This is a genomic window from Amycolatopsis sp. NPDC023774, assembly GCF_040639695.1.
Lineage (GTDB): Bacteria > Actinomycetota > Actinomycetes > Mycobacteriales > Pseudonocardiaceae > Amycolatopsis.
Map to the genome: position 1 here is coordinate 14,603 of NZ_JBFAAJ010000003.1, position 18,403 is coordinate 33,005.

An 18,403-nucleotide genomic window follows, 5' to 3' on the forward strand; every position below is an offset into this window, starting at 1 on the left:
CTGTGCCGGGTCGGGGCACCGGCACACCTTCGGGCAGCTATCCCCCGGTGCCCAGCCGCATGGCCAGAGCCACCGCACCGAGCAACGAGGCGTCCTGGTCGAACCGCGCCGCCACCAGTTCCGGCGGGAACGGCACCGCCCCGGCCAGCCGGTCGCGCAACGCCGGCAGCAGCACATCGGCCGACCGCACCAGCCCACCGCCCACGGCGATCCGCGAGGGATCGAACGCGATGGCCAGGTTGGCGACGTGCATGGACAACTCGTCCAGCGCCGACGTGACCAGTTCTTTCGCCTGCGTGTTTTCCCGAGCCAACGCGAACAACTCGGCGGCCGTCACCGGGCGGCCCAGCAGTTCCGCGGCCCGGCGGCCCAGCCCGCGTCCGCCGACGGCTTCCTCCAGCGGCGCCGAGCCGCTGGCGAAACCGTCGGTGTCCTGGGGCGCGAGCAGGTTGTAGCCGATCTCGCCCGCGGCCCCGTTGGCGCCGGTGAGCAGTTTGCCGCCGACGAGGACCGCGGCGGCGATGCCGGTGCCGAGGGACAGGAAGACCGCCGGGTCGGCGCCGGCGAGGGTGCCGAACTCCCATTCCGCCAGGGCGGCCGCCTTGGCGTCCGTGCCGGTGGCGATGGGGACGCCACCGAACTCGGCCGCCACGAGCGAACGCAGGTGCAGCTGCTCCCACCCGGGCACGTTGGGCGCGAGCAGGATCCGGTCCTCCAGGACGATCCCGGGGCTCACGACACCGACCGAGTCGACGGGCGCGCCCTCGTCCACCACCAGGGCTTTGGCCCCGGCGAGCGCGCGCGTCACCACCTGCTCGGCCCCCGCCTCGGCGTCGGTGTCCAGCCGGCGCGTGGCCAGCAGGGTTCCGGCGTCGTCGGCGAGCCCCAGCGCCACTTTCGTGCCGCCGAAGTCGATACCCAGGATCACTCGCGAGTCCCCTCGATCGCCGGCGGGCGGACGGCGTGGCCACCGTGGTGGCCGTAGCCGCGGGCGGCGGGCACGACCACATTGCCGGTGTTGAACCCGTCGACGCTGATCACGGCCGGAGCACCGTGCAGGTCGGCCGAACGGTAGGTCACCGTCAGCTTCTGCGACTCGCCGGGCCAGAGCGTGATGTCGTTGTCGCTCCACGTCGCCGCGGCGAGCTGGCTGTCGCCGGACGCCACCCCACCGGAAGCGGTGCTCCGGCGGACATCGGCGCGCAAGAAGAACCCGACGGACGGCGTCTTCGACGTGTTGGTCACCGTCACCGTGGTCGCCGTGTCGGCCCCGTCCGGACCCGCCACGTGCTTCGTCGAGCTCTCGACGCCGATCTGCGCCTTCGGCAGGTCGCGCAGCGCGGACATGTCGCTGTACTGGCTGAGCGTGGCCTGCGGCTCGCCCAGAGTCTTGTTCCAGTCGACAACGTCCTTCTGCGTCGAGAGCCAGTAGACGTTGCGGTCCACAACCTTCCCGCCCTGGGTCACCTGCAGCTCCACGAAGTACACCTGCGCCTTGGCCGGCGGCTTCGTCTCGGCCGGCACCTTCGGCTTGAGCAGGCCGGTGACAACGCCTTGCGAGTTCAGTGATACGTCCTTCGCCGTCTGGTCGTCGAGCACCTTGCCCGCGGTGTCGTAGACCTTGGCCTGCACCGAAACGCCGGCCTGCGTGCCGCCGCCGAGGTTGGCCACGGTCACGGAACCGTTGTCGTAGCCGTAGATCGCGTGCAGCGGCTCATTGGCCTTCTTGGCGCCGAAGAACGCGCCCGGCTGGTCACCGTCGTCGTTGTAGAGCGACCACAGCAGCGTCGGCCAGCCCTTGTTCAGCTGCCAGTACACGACACCGGTCGACGGGTTGTCCTTGTCCGTCGAGTGCGCGATGAAGGACTCGAACTGCGAACGGGTGTTCTCGTAGTTCGCGACCTGGGCCGACTCCACATAGGACTCCAACGAGTCCCACTTCCCGTAGCGCTGGGTGATGGAGTTGTCCAATGTGTACAACGTGCCGAAAGCGTAACCGCCGTGGTCGGGCTCGAAGTTCGCGTGGTACTGGTTGTACGCCGGGTCCTGCCACAGCTTCGCCTGCTCCTCGGGCGACAGGAACCGCTTGATGGAGTCCAACGTGGGCACCGTGTGCCCCGCGCTCTGCTCACTCGCGAAGCCCCACGAACCGCCGGCATTGGTGCGGCTGGAGTCATCGGAGTCGAAGTGCGACGTGTCGTACCAGTAGGCCGGCGGGACCCAGTCGTACGGGCCTTCCTTCTCACCGGAGACACCGAGCGTCGGGGTGCTCTTGTACTCCGCCGAAGCGATCACCGGCACCTGGAAGTCGGCTTCGGAGAACGCGTTCAGCGTCTCGGACTCCTGCCGCGCGACGGGTTCGTTGTCGCTCCAGCCGTAGTTGAACACGCTGGGGTGGTTGCGCTCGCGCTGCGCGATCGAGTACGCGGAGTCGTGCATGATCCGGTAGTCGCGCTCGGTGAGCTTCGAGGCTTCCTCGGGCTGCCAGGCGTCACAGCACAGGAAGCCGCCGATCACCAGCAACCCCGCGCGGTCGGCCTGGTCGTAGAAGTCCTGCGGCATGTCGTGGCCCTCGAGGCGCACGCCGGACAGGCCCATGTTCTTGATGAGCGCGATCTGGTGCGCGGTGTCGGCCTTGTCGTAGCGCAGGAACAGGTCCGGCGCGAAACCGCCGCCGCGGAACACGAAGTCCTTGCCGTTCACGGCGAACAGCCGTGAGCCCTGCGGCAGTGGTGCCGACTTGCCGACGAGCTTCGAGGTCACCGTGCGGATGCCGAAGGTCTCCGAAGACGACGTCGACACGACGCCGCCCTGGGCCACCGAGGTGTCCAAAGTGTACAGCGGCTGCGCACCCATCGAGTACGGCCACGACACGTCCGGCTTGCGGATCGTCAGCGCCGCGAACCTCGCCGGCGTGAACGTCACCGTCTCCTTGGCGTGCGCCGGCACCTTCACGCTCTGCTTGACCACGATCGGCGCGCCCGAGGGCGGGTTCACCGTGGCCGTGACGTCACCGGTCTGCGCCGAGTCGGCGTTGTTGGTGACGTCGACCTTCACCGTCAGCGAGGAGGTGGACATGTCGGCGGCGTTGTCCTGCACCACGTGGGCGTTGTCGCCGGTGAGCGCGTCGGACAGCTGCAGCGTGGGCGGGTACTGGATGCCGGTGTTGTTGTCCGGCGGGATCTGGCCCCAGTCGACCTGGTCGAGCGTGTACATCGTGAGCGGGTTGTTCGGGTAGACCTTGATCGCCAGGGTGTTCTTGCCCGGCTTCAGCAGCTTGGTCACGTCGAAGGTGTGGCCGGCGAACGCGCCGCTCACCACGTCCTTGCCCGCCACCAGCGTGCCGTTGACCCACACGTCGCCCTCGCCGACGATCCCCGGGATGGTGAGTTTGCCGTTCTTGCCCTTGGCGAAGCCGGGGTCGAAGTCCGTGCGGTACCACCACGGGTCGGAGAACGGCTTCGTGGTCACGGGGCCGAGCTTGTCGACGTACCCGAAGCACTTGCGCATGTTGTCGGAGTAGAAGACGTCAGGGCACTTGCCGTTCTGCACCAACGCGTTGATCTCGGTGCCCGGCGCGCCCGCGTCGTCGGCCTTGACCGGCAGCCAGCCCTTCGTGGAGTACCCGGGCTGCGAGACGCGGTCACCGCCGTCCTGCACGCTCGCGGTGGTGAGCACCTGCCAGCCCGACGTGCCGATCGTGGACAGCCCCTGCTCGCGCGGAGCGTGGTGCTGGGGCGACGCGGCGGGCGCCTGGGCCGACGCCGTGGCGCTCACCACCCCGGGGACCAGGATCAGCGCGGCGGCCGCCGCGATCCCGGCGACGAGCGGTTTCCTCATGCCTCAAACCCCTCTTCGGTCGGCTGCTGCTGCGCGAGGACGAACTCCTCGCGGATCTCCTTCGGCCCGAACGGCCACGTCTTCTCCGCCGCCGCGTAGATTCCGAATGCGACGACGCCGAGCACGATCCACGCCACGGAAAGGACGATCGAGAGCGTCGTGGCGGAGATGTAGATGTACACCCAGCCGGCGAGCGCGATGATCGTCGGGATCGGGTAGAGGAACTGGCGGTACGGCCGCTTCAGCGTGGGCTGGCGGCGGCGCAGCACCCAGATCGCGGCGACCTGGGCGACCGACTGGATGATCACGAGCACCGTCACGGCCGCGTTGATCACGTCGGTCAGGGTGAACAGCGAGCCGATCGCGGTGATCACGCCCATCGTCAGCACGCCGGCGGTGGGCAGGTTCAGCTTCGGGTGCAGCTTGCCGAACACCGGCAGGAACACCTTGTCGCGGGCGGCTTCGAACGGCACTCGCGAGCCGCCGAGCAGGCCGGCGAACACCGAGCCGATGGCCGCGATGACGATGAAGACGGTGATCACCTTCGCGGTGACCGTGCCCCACGCCTGCTCCAGCACGGTGGAGGCGACCGACGTCGCGTCCTTCAGCTCGTCGAGCGGGATCGAGCCGAGCACGCCGACCTGCAGCAGGAAGTAGAGCGCCATGATGCCGAGGATCGAGAAGATGATCGACCGCGGGATCGTGCGGCCCGGGTTGCGGACCTCACCGCCGAGGTAGGCGCTGGTGTTGTAGCCGAGGTAGTCGTAGATCGCGATCACGAGGCCGGCGCCGAGGCCGCCCCAGAACGCGCCGCCGGAGCCGAACGCGCCGGGCGTGAAGGCGAACGCCTGGCCGCCGCTGAAGTGGGAGAAGGCCGCGACGATCACGGTCAGCACGGCGAACAGCATGATCACGAACAGCACCGTGGTGAGCTTGCTGATCTGGCCGATGCGCCGGAACAGCGCCAGCACGATCACGGCGATGATCACGATGCCGATGATCTTGCCCAGCGGCGTCACGCCGCCGTCGTCGACCACGCCCGGGATGAGGTACCCGAGGTACTGGACGAGGCCGATGATGCCCGTGGACATGATCAGCGGGATGAACAGCACGGCGCTCCAGGCGAACAGGAACGGCATCAGCCGGCCGGTGCGGTACTGGAAGGCTTCGCGGAGGTAGATGTAGGTGCCGCCGGCGCCGGGGAGCGCCGCGCCGAGTTCGGCCCACACGAGGCCGTCGGCCAGCGCGATGATGGCGCCGACGATCCAGCCGAACATCGCCTGCGGGCCGCCCATCGTGGCGACCATGGCCGGGATGGTCACGAACGGGCCGATCCCGCACATCTGCGTCATGTTGATCGCGGTCGCCTGCAGCGGCCCGATCTTGCGTTCGAGACCGGTCCGTGGAAGATCCGCCGTCCCGGAACCCCCCGAACGGGTGGGTGAGCTCACGTCGTGCCTCCATCCAAAAGTTAGTAAAGGTTCTTAACATAAGTTGTTCGGGGTCGGAAGAGCCGCGTTCGTAAAGTTGTGGAAACGGCGAGGGGGTGGCGGGGAGCATGGCAGGGCCGCAGGTGGGCACACCGGCGAACATGCGCGAGCTGAACCAGCGGCTGGTGCGGACCGGTTGCGCACCGGCGGTGCAGCCACGCGGCCCGGGATCGCCACGGACACCGGGCTTTCGAAGCCGACGGTGGGCCAGGCACTGCTCGATCTGGAGCAGTGCGAATTGGTCCGGGCCACCGTCCACAGCCCGTCGCGGCCGGGGCGCGCCGCCGTCGTCTACCGCGTCGCGCCCGAGGCCGGGCACGTGGTGGGCGTGGACATCGGCCGGCGTTCGATCCGCGTGGCCGTCGCCGACCTGGACGGGAGCATCGTGGCGCGGCTCGACGAGCCGAACCGGTGCCGTTCGGGCAGTGCGCTCGTCCGGACGGTCGGCGACGCGGTGGGCAGCGCGGTCGCGTCGGCCGGGCTGGAGCCGGCCGACGTCGTGGCCACAGTGTCTGGCACGCCGGGCATTCCGGACGCGCACACCGGAACCGTGCACCGGGCGCGGAACCTGCCGGGGTGGGAGCACACGGGGCTGGTGCACTCGCTGGCCGAACGGCTGTGCGCGCACGGTGCGGACCTCGTGGTGGAGAACGACGCGAACCTGTGCGCGGTCGGCGAGCACGCGCTGGGTGCGGCACTCGGCGTGGACGTGCTGGTGTGCCTCAAGGTGGGCACCGGCATCGGAATGGGCGTGCTGGTCAGCGGGATGCTGTTCCGGGGCGCGCACGGCGCGGCGGGTGAGACCGCGGACCTGCCCGCGGGTGCCCGTCCTTCCGGGGCACGCGCTCACCGGCCCGGGCCGATGGAGGACGTCGCTTCGGCGCACGCGATCGTCACGCGGGCCCGGGCGCTGGGCTCGACCGCTCGAAGCGCTCGGGAGGTCTTCGGGTCGGCCGCGGACGGGGATCCGGTGGCGCTGCGCGTGGTCGAGGAGGAGGCCGCGCAGCCGGCGCACGCGGTGGCCGCGGTGACGGCCGTGCTCGACCCCGGGCTCATCGTGGTGGGCGGCGGCATCGGGAGCAACGCGGCGCTGCTCGCCGGGCCGATGCGGCGCGCGCTGACCGCGACGACGCCGTTCGCCCCGGAGATCGTCGCCGGGCAGCTGGGGTCGGAGGCCGTGCTGGCAGGCGCGGTGACGACGGCGCTGGGCACGGCACGGGAGCTGGTGTTCGAACGCCGCGAGCCGCGGCGGACGGCCGCGCAAGCCTGAGCGTCACTTCGCGGCGGCTTCGATGATCGTCAGCAGGTCTTCGAGGTCTTCGGCGAACTCGGCGTCGCAGTCGAGGTGGTGCGGCAGGGGGGCGAGCCGGTGGTGGGCGGGCAGGTCGGCAGGACCGAGCTCGACGCGGCGCGAGCGGGCGAGGCGGGTGCTCGCGGCGAAGCGGCCTTCGACCTCCGAGAGGACGTAGCCGAGGACGAACGTGGACAGCAGGCGTTCCAGGCGCGGGACTTCGGCTTCGGGCATCCCGGCGTCGAGCAGGGCTTGGTACACGCGTTCGGCTGGGAGGAGGGACCGCTCACTCGCCGCCGGACGGGTGAACAGGAGTCCTGCGACGGCGGGGTGCTCACGCGCGACCGCCCGCGCTCCCCCGGCCAGTTCACGCAATCGGGTGAGGGGGTCGAGGTCCGCGCCGGGCGCGGGCAGCAGGGTGAGCAGGTGGGCGGCGATTCCGTCGAGTAGGTCGTCCTTGCTCCGGAAGTAGCCGTACAGCGCCATGGGCGTGAGGCCGAGCCGGGCGGCGACGCCGCGCATCGACAGCGCGGGCAGGCCGCGTTCGGCCGCCAGTTCCAGTGCCGCACCCACGATCTCGGACCGCCGGGCGGTCTTGAGTCTGCGCACCCTGCGGAGTCTGCACCGTAGACCCGCCAGTCTACGGCGTAGATCACGCACCGGAACCCGATCGAGCGACAGTGCACAGCCAGCACGTGTCCGCACTGTCCACTGTGGTCACCGCGGCCGGACGATGAACGGGGTTCACCCCGGCGTGCCGCGGAGGCGGTTGGCGATCGCGATCACCGACCCCATATCGTTGCGCGGCAGCCATTCGGAGGTGGAACGCGAACGTGCCCGAAGTCGACTACTACGCGGTGCTCGGCGTGGGGAAGACGGCGTCGCCCACGGAGGTCAAGGCTGCCTACCGCAGGCTGGCGAAGACGCTGCACCCCGACGCGGGCGGCACCGTCGGCACGTTCCAGCTGCTGCGCGAGGCCTACGACACGCTGAGTGATCCCCGCGCTCGCGCTGCGTATGACGCCGGCATCCCGACCGTGCACGCACGACCGCCGGCAAAGCCGAAACGCCGGCGGTTCAGCGAGGAGCCCGGGTTCGTGCCCGAACCACTGGACCTGGAGCCGGACGAGCTCGAGTGGTGGGAGTTCGCGGCGCAGGATCCGCGCGTGCGCCACGGGCGGCGCCGCGGACCCGGGCACACGCCGGTGGTCGCGGCCGTCGCCGGCATGGTACTGGTGCTGGCGCCGCTGGTCCTGGGGGTGGACTTCACGCCGCCGGTGCTCATCGTGTGGCTGGTGCTCACGGCCGGCACGGCACTGCTGGTGCAGCGCCTGGCCCGCGGCTACCTCGCCGCGCGGCGCGCCCGCAGCGAGTTCGCCGCGGAGTTCGGCGGCGGCTCGGTGTTCGGCAGCCCCGGCGTGGAAGCCGACGAGCTCGCCGAACGCCTCACGGCCGACCTCCTCGAGCGCTACCTGACGCGGCTGCCCGCCGCCCGCATCTTCCACGGCCTCGCCTGGCCGGGCTCCGTCTTCGCCGACGTCGACCACGCCGTGCTGTGCGGCAAACGCCTCGTGCTCATCGAATCGAAGCAATGGCTCCCCGGCCACTACGAAACCGCCGCCGACGGCCGCCTGCTGCGCAACGGCCGCCCCTTCCGCGGCGGCGGCTCCCGCCTCGCCGAAAGCCTCGACTCCTACCGCGACCTGCTCCCCGGCATCGCCCTGCGCGGTGCCATGATCGTCTACCCGAGCCGCGCGGGCGCCATCACCACCGCCGACTACGCCGAGGGCACCCCACCCATGACGCCGGAACAGTTCCTGCGCGAAATCGGCGGCTGGCTGTCGGCGGAACCATCTACTGTGGACCACAATGCACTGCGGACGGTGCGGGGGCAGGTTGTCGGGAGTGGTCGGGCCGCGTAACCCGCCACCTGCGGACCACCCCACGCGCGGCCCGTGGGTGGGCGGCAGCCGGACTCGGCACGGGTTTGCGCGGTCATCTCCCTGGCCCCCGAACACCACTGTCCGGCACGCGAGAGGATGGCGGGGTGAACACCGCAGCGACTCTCGGCACGGTGCTGCTCGTCTACGCGCCCGCGGCGGTGACGCCGGGGCCGAACTTCGTGCTCATCGCGCACACCGCGGCCGCCGGGTCGCGCAGGGCGGCGGTGGCCGTGGCGGCCGGGGTGGTGGCGGCGGGTGGGCTGCTGGCGACGGTCGCGGTGTTCGGGTTGGGCGCGCTCCTCGCGGCGACACCGTGGCTGGCGACCGCGTTGCGGGTCGTGTGCGGGCTTTACCTGGCGTGGCTGGGGCTCAGGCTCTGGTCGAAAGCGCGCGCGCCCGACCTGGCGCCGCTACCGGAGCGGAGGGGTGCGTTCGGCCAGGGAATGCTGAGCAACGTCACCAACCCCAAGGCCGCCGTGTTCTTCGGGAGCGTGCTGACGGCCACGCTGCCGCCGACGGAGCCCGCGACGACGAAGGTGGCGGCGATCGGGCTCATCGTCCTGGCCTCGGCGACGTGGCACCTGTCCGTGGCGCTGCTGTTCTCCTCCCCCGCCGCGCAGCGGTGGTACGACCGGGCGCGGCCGGTGCTGAACCGGGTCGTCGGAGCGGTGCTCGTCGTGCTCGGGGTCGCGTTGGCCGTGACCGGCTGAGAAGGTCCGCGGAGGGCCCCGAGCCGGAGCCCTCCACGGACCGGAACCTCAGCCGTGCGAGCGGTTCTTGGCCGCGCGCGCCGAGTTGGTGCAGATCTCGCCGACGTCGACGGTCTGGCCGCGGTCGAGGTACACGTCCGCGATGCCCGCCAACTTGCCCTTCGCGTTGGTGCAGGTCAGCTGGTAGGCCTCCTTCGGTCCGTACGTCGGCGGCACCGGCGACGCGAACGACACGCCACCGGTCCAGTCGTCCACCTGCGCCGGGTCGGCCTGGGCGTAGTTCACCAGCACCGCGCGGTAGTCACCGGGGGGCGGGTCGAACAGCACGGCGTGCTCCGAGGTGGTGCCGCCGTTGGCCGACGACGTCACGGCGTTGCCCGCGGCGTCGTACACGTACAGGTCCCAGTCGGTGTCCGGGTTCGCCCAGTTCACGTCCACGCTGAACTTTCCGTTGTCCACCTTCGGCAACCCGTCGACGTGGAACGTGAAGCTCTCCGACGCCGGGTTGTCCGGGTACGACTCGTTGATCGGCGGCACGCCCGCCGGGTTCGAAACGGCGTACCCGGCCTGCGCCGGCCCCTGCGGGTCACGCCCGTAGCGGCCCGCGACGTACGGCCGCGTCGACGGGTTCACCGACCACGCGAAGCGGCCGCCGGTCGAGGTGTAGGTGGAGTTGAGGTCGTCGGTCACGTACACGGGCGGCTTGGTGGAGCCGTCCGGCTGCAGCACGGGGGACGTCGGGGTCTGGAACGTCTTGTGCAGCTTGAGCTGGTAGCCCTTCGGCGCGGTGCCGATGAGCGTCGAGTGCGCGGCCGGGTCGGCGGTGTTGCGCAGCATCTCCATCAGCGCACCGCTGTTGCCGCCCTTGCCCGCGCCCGGCGAGGGGACCAGGCCCGCGTACTCGGCGACCACACCGACCTCGTACGGCGTGTGGAAACCGGCGCCGCCGATCTCGATCGTGAAGCCCCAGCCGCCGGTGGCCCAGTACGACCAGTCCTCGGTGGTGCCGGTGGTGTCGTACAGCGCCCAGCTCGGTTCGTTCGTGTAACCGTTGTGGGAGGCCAGCTTGTCGCCGAGCGCCTCGTACACGGGGTCCTCGAGCGGCGGCCGGACGTCGGCGACGCCCGGCGGGCGCAGCACGAGCGCCGCGTTGGTGTGGAAGGTGATCAGGTTCGTCACCTGCCGCGACGACACGACCGAACGAACGTTGCGCGACTCCGGCTCACTGAACGGCGCCGAACCGCGGAACGTCTCGCTGCTCCACGACAGGCCCGCTCCCCCGCCGCCCCAGAAGCCGGCGTAGTTGCGGTTCGGGTCGGTCCCGCGCTGCGCGCCGCCCGGGTTCGCCTTGCAGACGCCGGTGGCGAACTGCGGCGGGGAATCGGCGGCGTTGCAGTTCTTTCTCTTCATCTCGTAGTCGAACCTCGTGAAATCCCCACGGGGTTCGGCTTCGCGGGAGATCGAGAAACCGTCGGGATTCACGATCGGCACGATGATGTTGCGCGTCTTGCCGACGAGCCCGCGGATCGTCGTGTCGTGGGCATAGCCGTTGATCAGCTGGTACGCCCACTCCATCGTGGTCTCACCGGCCGGCCATTCGCGCGCATGGTGCACACCCATGGTGAAGTCGACGGGCTTGCCGTCGGCGGCGTTCGCGACGTCCGTGGCGATCTCCAGCCCGACGACGTCACGGCCCTCCCACGTCGGCTCCGGCAGCGTGAACGCCTTCACCAGCTTGGGGTTCTTGCGCGCGAGCTCCTTCATCTCGTATTCGTAGTCGTACAGGTGGCGGTAGCTCGTGCGGCCGGACGGCAGCACCGAGGACGCCGTCTTCGCGGCGTACTCGCGGTCGGTTTTCGCGTCGCGGATCGACTTCGCCGAGAGGTCCGGCTCGACGACGTCTGCCGTCAGCCCGCTCGCCGCGAGCGTGCGGCGGTCGGCGTCGCCGGCGAGCACGACCTCGACGCCGGTCGCATCGCCCTTCTCGGTGACGTCGAGGCCGAGTCCGAGGAGCTTGTTCTTGTCGGCGCGCGAAGGCGTGTGCACACGGACGAGTTCGGCGCGCTGGGCCGGCGCGGCGGATCCGGTCGGGGTGCCCTGCGGGGTCAGCGCGAGGAAGTCGACGCCGAGCTTCGCCTCCTTCGCGTTGCCCGCGTACCGGCAGCTCTGAATCACGAGCTGCTGGCCCTTCTTCACGAAGCTCTCGGCGAGCTCGTGGCTGCGCAAGGCCGCCGAGGCCGCGACGAGCGCCCCGGTGGCCTTGTCGAACACCGCGAGGTCCCAGTCGCCTTCGGCGCCGGCACCCGGCGTCAGGCGGGTCTGGACCAGGCCGTCGACCGTCGAGGTGACCTCGCGGCGGTCGGTGCCGGGCGCGCCGGCCGGCTGGAGTGCGGCGAAACACGACCGCACCACGGCACGGTCGGCGTGCACCACGTTCTGCGCGGCCGTGGCCGACGTCGGCAGGGCGACGAACGCCCCCGCCAGGACGCCGGCGGTGGCCAGCAGAACCCATGGTCTGGATCTTCCGAGTGAGAATCTGGATGAAAGAGGTGAATTCCCCACGTTCGCGGACCTCCCAGGGCCAAGCCGGGAGCAGGGACGCTCCGGCAGCGAACGACCATATCGGCGCAAAACGCCCCGGGTAACCTTCGGAAGTACGGGATCATCCGCTCACAGCGCGCACATACCCGTCCTGGCTAATCTCGAAGGATGACCGCCCTCGCTGAGGACCGCCGCCCCGCTCTGCTGTCGATCGCCGGCATCGCCGCGTTCGCGATCGGCGCCGTGCTGGTTTTGCTCCTGCAGCTGGTACCGCCCACTGACGAGATCAGCGTGACCAGCCGAACCATCAGCGAGTACGGCCTGTCGGACAACAAGTGGCTGTTCGACCTCGCGGTGGTCCTGGTGGCCGTGGGCTCCGCCGTGACGCTCGCCGTGCTGCGGCTGCAACGGCTGCTGCCTGTCGTTTCGGCTGTGTTCGGTGCACTGTGGACGATCGGCTTGCTCGTGATCGTGGCGTTCCCGAAGACCAACTGGGCCACCGCCACCGGTGGTGCCGCGGGCGGCACGCTGCACCGCGTGGCGAGCGTGGTCGCGTTCGTCTGCCTGCCGCTGGCCATTCTGGTGGCCGCGCGCACGACGTTCCCCCATTCGCCGCGCCGCCGGTTCGCCGCGCGACTGCTCGCCGTGCTCTCGCTGGGCTGGCTGGCGATCATCCTCGGCGCCGTGGCGGTCGCCGCGGTCAACGACGAACGCTGGTGGCTGCTCATCCCGCTCGGCTTGGTCGAACGCGGGATGGCGCTCACGGAGCTGGTCGCGTTGGCAGTGCTGGCGGCGCCGGTTCGTGCGAAGAAACCGGCCCGCGTCCCGAGCTGAAGCCCGGCCGTCGGTCAGAACTCGTCGCCCTGCCCGAGGTCGTGTTCGAGCTGGTCGGCGCGGGCCACCAGGGCGCGCAAGGGCCGGTCCAGCTCGTCCTCGATGTCCAGCGACGGGAGCGGCACCGCGTGCTTGATCAGCGCCACGCCGTCGACCACGGCCGCGCCGCCGACGCCGGACTCGCCGACGAGCTCCAGCAGCCGGCGCAGATCGACGCGGTCGGCCCAGCCGACGGGCGAGGACAGCTCGGCCCACGCCACCCCACCGTGGTCGGGCAGCAGGTGGACGGTCGCCTGCTGGCTACGGCCGTCGTCAGTGGGCAGGCGGAAGCGCAGCCAGCCGTCGTGGTCCTCGAGCACCTCGTAACGCAGGCGCACGAAACTGATCACGTCGTTCCAGATCGTCACGGTCGACACCTCTCGCCCCTCGGCCACGGCGCCAGCTTATCGGGCAGCGGCGCCGCCCCGCCCGGCGCACGCTCCCGGCGAACCGGACGCGCCACCGGATGGCGCGGCCGAGCACTCGAGGCCGCGGGCTGGGCGGCTCCAGCCCCCCCGAAGCCTCCGCTGCTCCGGCCGTGCGGCATCGCACCCCAGCACGGCGGGAGCGGCGGGCTCTGCCAGGAGAGCCTGATCGGCCGGTCACACCCAGCGGCCAATCGGGGGCCTGCGGACGTGGACTGACGGCAGGAGCGCGGCGCACTTCGACCGGCCGGACGACCGCTGGCGGGCGGCGGCGCCGCCCCTGCCGGTGGCGCTCCCGGCGAACCGGACGCGCCACCGGCACGGGCCGACGGCTCCGCGGGCGGGGAGGTCAGCGGGCCGTGGACAGCGCCGTCAGCACCGCGTCCAGGGCGCCGGGGTCCTCCATCGCGCTGGTGTCGCCGCGGGGAGCGCCCTCGACGAGGACGTCGCGCAGCAGGCGGCGCATGGTTTTGCCCGTGCGCGTCTTCGGCAGGGCCGTGACGGGATAGACCTTGGCCAGCCGCGCGTAGCCGCCGAGTTCCTCACCGACGCGGCGGATCAGCTCGGCCGACACCGAGTCGGCATCGGCTCCGGCCAAGAGGGTGACGAAGGCGATCGGCACCGTGCCCTTCGTCGGGTCGGGCACGCCGACCACGGCGGCCTCGGCGACGCGCTCGTGTGCGGTCACGACGCCTTCGATCTCCATCGTGGAGATGCGGTGGGCGGCGACGTTGATGACGTCGTCCGCGCGCCCGAGCACCCACAGGTGGCCGTCGGCGTCGAGGACGGCTTCGTCCTTGGTGTTGTACCGGCCGGGGAACTGATTGAAGTACGCCGAGAGGTAGCGCTCGTGGTCGCCCCACACCGTGCGCGCCAGGGTGGGGAACGGCCGGGTGATCACCAGGTTTCCCTTGGTACCGGCGGGGACCGGCCGGCCGTCGTCGTCCACGATCTCGCAGTCGTGGCCGGGCAGGGGGCGGCCGGCGGAGCCCGCCTTCAACGCATCGACGCCGGTCACGGGGTAGGTCCAGGTGGAGCCGGTCTCGGTCTGGCCGTAGGCGTTGACGATGGGTACGTCGAGGTGCGCGCCGGCCCAGGTGAACGTCTCGGCGTCGAGCGGCTCGCCCTGCACGGTGATCAGCTTGAGGTGCGGCAGCGGGTGCGCCGCGCACAGGTCCTCGCCGAACGAGCGCAGCATCCGCAGCACGGTCGGCGCGGCCAGCACCTGCGTGACCTCGTGGCGTTCGCAGAACTCGTAGAAACGTTCCTTCGTCGGGGTGTCGAGCGCGCCCTCGTAACACGCGATCGTGGTCCCGCACGCCAACCCGCCGATCACGGCCTGGATCGGGAAGGTCAGCCAGCCGACGTCGGCGGCCACCCAGTAGACGTCGCCCTCTTCGAGGCCGGCCTGCCAGTAGGCGTTGGCCCACGTGCCGACCAGGAACCCGGCGACCGAGTGCACCACGCCCTTCGGCGTCGACTCCGTGCCGCTGGTGAAGATCAGGAACGCGGGGTCGTTCGCCTCCAGCGGCACGGCCGGCGTGCCTTCGGGGTGCCGGGCGACGAGGTCGGCGTAGGAGACCTCGCCCGCTTCGAGCGGTAGGTCGCGGCCGGTGCGGTCGAGCACCACGACGTGGCCGAGGTCGGGCAGGCCCGGCCGGGCCGTGCGCAGGGTCTCCAGCAGTGGCACGAGCTTGCCGCGCCGGTAGGACGCGTCGGCGACCACCACGGCCTTCGCACCGGAGACCTTGAGCCGCGCGGCGACGGCGTCCTTGCCGAAGCCGGAGAACAGCACCGTGTAGATCGCGCCGATCCGGTTGCACGCGTGGATGGCCGTGAACGCCTCGACGAGGTTCGGCAGGTAGATGGCGACCACGTCGCCCTTGCCGATGCCCAGCTCCAGCAGCCCCGCCGCCAGCGCCGAGGTCTCCCGGGCGAGCTCGGCGTAGGTCACCGTGCGGGTGTCCCCCGGCTCGCCCTCCCACACCACGGCGGCGCGGTCGGCCGTCGCGGGGTCCTCGGCCCAGCGGTCGACGCAGTTGTCGGCGACGTTGAGCAGCCCGCCCGTGAAGTACCGGAACTCGGGCAGGTCACCGCTGCGCACCTCGTCCCACGGCCGCATCCACCGCTGCTTGCCCGCGGCCCACGCCCAGTACTCGTCTGGGTCGCGATCGTGCAGCGCCCGCGCGCCCGCGATCTCCTCGGCCCGGCTCGCCGAACGCCACCGCTGGGGAAGTTCCTGCAACGGAACGGAGATCAGCTGTTCCACACTGTCGGCCACGGCACACTCCCATGTGTGTTCGATCGATCGGCACCTGCTCAGACGGCCAGCCCCAGTGAACGCGCGATCAGCATCCGCTGCACTTCGGACGTGCCCTCGCCGATGGTGAGGATGCGGGCGTCCTGGTGGTGGCGAGTTGCGGCCGTCTCTTCGATGAAGCCGTAGCCTCCCTGCAGCTGGGTCGCCAGGTAGGCGGCCTTGTTCGCGGCTTCCGACGCGACCAGCTTCGCCGTGGCGGCGGCGTCCCTGATCGACAAGCCGTGATCGTACTTCCACGCGCCGTCGTAGGTCAGAGTGCGGGCGGTGGCGGCCAGCGCGGCGATGTCCGCGGTCTGGAACGCCACGGCCTGGTGGTGGCCCAGCGGCTTGCCGAAGCTCGTGCGTTCGGCGACGAAGCGCAGGGTGTCGGCCAGGCAGCCGCGGGCGAGCCCGGCGCTCATCGCGGCGATCGGCAGCCGCGCCCAGGTGAGGAACTCGAGCGCGTCGCGGTAGCCGCGGCCCGGTTCGGACAGCAGCGCGTCGCCCGGCACGCGGACGTCGTCGAAGAACAGCGGGTGCGTGTCGGAGGAACGCCAGCCGAGTTTCGGGTAGCCCTTGCCGACGGTGACGCCCGGCGCGTCCAGCGGGACGAGGAACGCCGACACCGGCGGCCGGCCGCGCTCGTCGTCGCCGACCGCGGCGAGCAGGATCACGTAGCGCGAGAACGGGGTGCCGGAGTTGGTGATGAACTGCTTGGCGCCGTTGATGATCCAGCCGTCGCCGTCCTGACGCGCGACGGTGCTGATGTTGCCGGCGTCCGACCCGCCCGACGGTTCGGTGAGGCCGATCGAGACGAACGTCTCGCCGGTGGCGGCCGAGGGCAGGATCTCGCGGCACAGCTCGGGCCGGTCCTGGGCCAAGTGGGCCAGCAGTGCGGCGCAGATGGCCTGGACGTGCACCGTGACGGCGAGCGAAGAGTCCACTGTGGCCAGCTCCTCGACCGTGAGGCACAGCGTGCGCAGGTCCGCGCCGGCGCCGCCGAACTCGGCCGGCACCATCAGCCCGAAGACCCCGAGCCGGCCCGCCGCGCGGACCAGGTCCGCGTCGAACCTCGACTCGATGCTGCGCCGGGAGGCCTCGGGCGCCACCACCTCGGCGGTGAACTCCCGCACGGTGTCGCGCCACTGCAGGTGCTCGGGGGTGAAGGCCCAGGGCAGCTCGTACCCGTGGTCGGCGTGCTGGCCACCCCGCACGGAGTTCGTGGTGGTCGCGGTCATTCGGCATCACCTGTTCTCGGGGTTCCCCGCCTCGGGGACGGCGGGAGCACGGGATCGTCGGGCCCGGCCGGGGACTGGGCCATCCGGACCAACGGTAGGTGCGGCGCGGTCGCGCGGATACCCACGAGTGGGGGTGGTCAGCCGCCCGTGCCGAGGAACGGCGCGACGAGCAGTTCGGCCAGCTCGTCCGCCAGCTCCACGGGGCCCACGGCGCCGGCCGGGTCGTACCAGTCGGGCAGGTAGGCCAGCGTGCCGTACGCGATTTCCAGGCACAGCCGCGCTTTCCGCGGGTCCGTGCCGAGCTCCCGCGCCGTCTCCTCGAACACGGTCGCGTGCTCGCGGCGCAGACCCAGCACGGCGTCGGCCAACGCGGGCACGCTCACGCGCGCCTTGAAGAACAGCGGCACGTACTCGGGGTAGTCACGGACCTCGATCAGCACCTGTTCGCGGAACAGCCGCCGCAGCCGTTCCCGCGGCTCCGGTTCGGCCTCGACGATCGCCCGCAGCCGGGCGGACACGTCGGCCGCCGACTGGCGCAGGCAGCGCAGGAAGAGCTCTTCCTTCGAGGAGACGTAGTAGTAGAGGCTGGCGCCGCGCAGGTCCAGCTCGGCCGCGATGAGGTCGAAATTGGCGCCTTCGTAGCCGTGGTGGGCGAACACACGCGCCGCGGCGCGTTCGAGCCGCGCCACCCGTTCGGCCCGCTTGCGTTCGGCCCGGGTCACCGGCGCGGCAGTCACCGGCGCCTCGTCGGGCCCGCCGGGCGTCAGGTTCCCCACCGCGGTCACGGTAGCAAGCCGGCCATCCGCGCGCGGTAGACGGCTTCGCCGCGGGTGTGACTGTCCAATTTGGCCATCGCGCTCTTGAGGTACGACTTCACGGTCTGCACGGTGAGGCCGAGGCGCCGGGCGACGTCCACGTTGGCGTGCCCCATCGCCACGGCGGTGAGCACGTCCAGCTCACGCGGCGAGAGCCGGATCGGCAGGTCGTCGTCCGCCGGTTTCCCGGACAGGCTCGCACCCAGCTCCCGGAGCCGCCGGCGCACCTCGGGGTCGGTGACGGCGTCCGCGATGTCCTCGAGCTCCGCGGCGATGTCGCCGGCCGAGCGCCGCGGCGGGCTCGGTGGTTCAGCCACCGCCGAGCGCTTCACGAGCTCGACCGCCCGGTCGATCAGGCCCTCGCCGAATTCGACCGACGTGCGCGCCGCGCCGTAGACGACGTCGCGCACCACGCCGTCGGTCTTCACGGGCACGGCGAACATCGCGCTCAGACCCTCACCCGCCACGGCGTCATCGAAGCGATGCGTGATGCCCTTGGCCGCCACGTAGTCCCGGACGAACACAGGCCGTTCCAGCGCGATGCACCGGCCGCCGACACCCTCGCCCCGGGGGATGACCAGGTTCCGCAGGAGGTCGGTGCGGGCGCCGTCGAACCGGTCGAGCACGAACGTGCCCGTGCCCTGGTCGACGCGGGCCGCGAACGCGATGTCCACGGGCTCGAGCGCGCGGACGGCCCGAAGCACCCCGTCGACGCGGATCTGGGGCATCGCCGTCGGCATCCGCGACTCCTTCCGCCTCCGCGCAGAGACCCAGGTCACTTTACGGAGGGAGCCCTGGAATTTCTAGTCAAGCCTTGAAATCCGTGGGTCGACAATCCCGCCCGACCGACGGCCGTCCGGGCGACCATGAGGCCGGTCACAGTGGCCCGCCGCGAGGCCCCCGGGTATCTTCGCCTAAGCATCCGCTTAGCCGGGCAG

General features: G+C 71.2%; 13 protein-coding genes and 1 pseudogene. 4 read left to right on the top strand and 10 right to left on the bottom strand.

Annotated features, from left to right (window positions below; genetic code table 11):
• Window positions 1-37: 37 nt before the first annotated feature.
• The 3 genes from AB0F91_RS09585 to AB0F91_RS09595 are packed head-to-tail and all read right to left on the bottom strand — an operon-like array spanning window position 38 to window position 5,291.
• Complete coding sequence (locus AB0F91_RS09585; protein ID WP_360596327.1) at window positions 38-928, bottom strand: ROK family protein; 891 nt, start codon at window positions 926-928, stop codon at window positions 38-40.
• Window positions 925-3,840 carry a beta-mannosidase gene (locus tag AB0F91_RS09590; RefSeq protein ID WP_360596329.1) on the bottom strand — a complete coding sequence of 972 codons (2,916 nt, stop codon included), beginning with the start codon at window positions 3,838-3,840 and terminating at the stop codon, window positions 925-927. The genes AB0F91_RS09585 and AB0F91_RS09590 overlap by 4 nt, the downstream gene beginning before the upstream one ends.
• Window positions 3,837-5,291 (bottom strand): APC family permease, encoded by a 1,455-nt coding sequence (locus AB0F91_RS09595; RefSeq protein ID WP_360596331.1) that lies wholly within the window; start codon window positions 5,289-5,291, stop codon window positions 3,837-3,839. Before AB0F91_RS09595 ends, AB0F91_RS09590 begins: the two co-directional genes overlap by 4 nt.
• Window positions 5,292-5,398: 107 nt before the next feature.
• Between AB0F91_RS09595 and AB0F91_RS09600 the strand changes: the two are divergent.
• A pseudogene (locus AB0F91_RS09600) lies at window positions 5,399-6,600 on the top strand (ROK family protein).
• A gap of 3 nt (window positions 6,601-6,603) precedes the next feature.
• Here the strand turns inward: AB0F91_RS09600 and AB0F91_RS09605 are convergent.
• Window positions 6,604-7,230 carry a TetR/AcrR family transcriptional regulator gene (locus tag AB0F91_RS09605; RefSeq protein ID WP_360596333.1) on the bottom strand — a complete coding sequence of 209 codons (627 nt, stop codon included), beginning with the start codon at window positions 7,228-7,230 and terminating at the stop codon, window positions 6,604-6,606.
• Between the two features lie 224 nt (window positions 7,231-7,454).
• On the opposite strand from AB0F91_RS09605, the gene AB0F91_RS09610 reads away from it, so the two are divergent.
• Window positions 7,455-8,543 (top strand): DnaJ domain-containing protein, encoded by a 1,089-nt coding sequence (locus AB0F91_RS09610; protein WP_360596335.1) that lies wholly within the window; start codon window positions 7,455-7,457, stop codon window positions 8,541-8,543.
• A 125-nt stretch (window positions 8,544-8,668) separates the two neighbouring features.
• Complete coding sequence (locus AB0F91_RS09615) at window positions 8,669-9,274, top strand: LysE family transporter (RefSeq protein WP_360596337.1); 606 nt, start codon at window positions 8,669-8,671, stop codon at window positions 9,272-9,274.
• A gap of 48 nt (window positions 9,275-9,322) precedes the next feature.
• Here the strand turns inward: AB0F91_RS09615 and AB0F91_RS09620 are convergent, their stop codons facing one another.
• The gene (locus tag AB0F91_RS09620; protein ID WP_360597056.1) at window positions 9,323-11,779 is read right to left on the bottom strand and encodes a M14 family zinc carboxypeptidase; all 2,457 of its coding nucleotides are present in this window, start codon (window positions 11,777-11,779) and stop codon (window positions 9,323-9,325) included.
• 204 nt (window positions 11,780-11,983) lie between these two features.
• On the opposite strand from AB0F91_RS09620, the gene AB0F91_RS09625 reads away from it, so the two are divergent.
• On the top strand, window positions 11,984-12,649 hold the full coding sequence (locus tag AB0F91_RS09625) for a DUF998 domain-containing protein (RefSeq protein ID WP_360596338.1): 666 nt from the start codon (window positions 11,984-11,986) through the stop codon (window positions 12,647-12,649).
• A gap of 14 nt (window positions 12,650-12,663) precedes the next feature.
• On the opposite strand, the gene AB0F91_RS09630 is transcribed toward AB0F91_RS09625, so the two are convergent.
• From AB0F91_RS09630 to AB0F91_RS09650, 5 genes are all read right to left on the bottom strand, one after another.
• Window positions 12,664-13,056: a hypothetical protein gene (locus tag AB0F91_RS09630; protein WP_360596339.1), complete on the bottom strand. Its 393-nt coding sequence runs from the start codon at window positions 13,054-13,056 to the stop codon at window positions 12,664-12,666.
• Window positions 13,057-13,462: 406 nt separating this feature from the next.
• Window positions 13,463-15,394 carry an AMP-binding protein gene (locus tag AB0F91_RS09635; RefSeq protein WP_360596341.1) on the bottom strand — a complete coding sequence of 644 codons (1,932 nt, stop codon included), beginning with the start codon at window positions 15,392-15,394 and terminating at the stop codon, window positions 13,463-13,465.
• A gap of 38 nt (window positions 15,395-15,432) precedes the next feature.
• Window positions 15,433-16,650 carry an acyl-CoA dehydrogenase family protein gene (locus tag AB0F91_RS09640; protein ID WP_360596342.1) on the bottom strand — a complete coding sequence of 406 codons (1,218 nt, stop codon included), beginning with the start codon at window positions 16,648-16,650 and terminating at the stop codon, window positions 15,433-15,435.
• 137 nt (window positions 16,651-16,787) lie between these two features.
• Window positions 16,788-17,426 carry a TetR/AcrR family transcriptional regulator gene (locus AB0F91_RS09645; RefSeq protein WP_360596344.1) on the bottom strand — a complete coding sequence of 213 codons (639 nt, stop codon included), beginning with the start codon at window positions 17,424-17,426 and terminating at the stop codon, window positions 16,788-16,790.
• 5 nt (window positions 17,427-17,431) lie between these two features.
• Window positions 17,432-18,205 (bottom strand): LuxR C-terminal-related transcriptional regulator, encoded by a 774-nt coding sequence (locus AB0F91_RS09650; RefSeq protein WP_360596346.1) that lies wholly within the window; start codon window positions 18,203-18,205, stop codon window positions 17,432-17,434.
• Window positions 18,206-18,403 lie beyond the last annotated feature (198 nt).

Bases quoted from the DNA above. Each gene is read 5' to 3' on its own strand.
- AB0F91_RS09590 (WP_360596329.1), bottom strand. From the start codon at position 3,840: ATGAGGAAACCGCTCGTCGCCGGGATCGCGGCGGCCGCCGCGCTGATC.
- AB0F91_RS09625 (WP_360596338.1), top strand. From the start codon at position 11,984: ATGACCGCCCTCGCTGAGGACCGCCGCCCCGCTCTGCTGTCGATCGCC.
- AB0F91_RS09640 (WP_360596342.1), bottom strand. From the start codon at position 16,650: ATGACCGCGACCACCACGAACTCCGTGCGGGGTGGCCAGCACGCCGAC.
- AB0F91_RS09650 (WP_360596346.1), bottom strand. From the start codon at position 18,205: ATGCCGACGGCGATGCCCCAGATCCGCGTCGACGGGGTGCTTCGGGCC.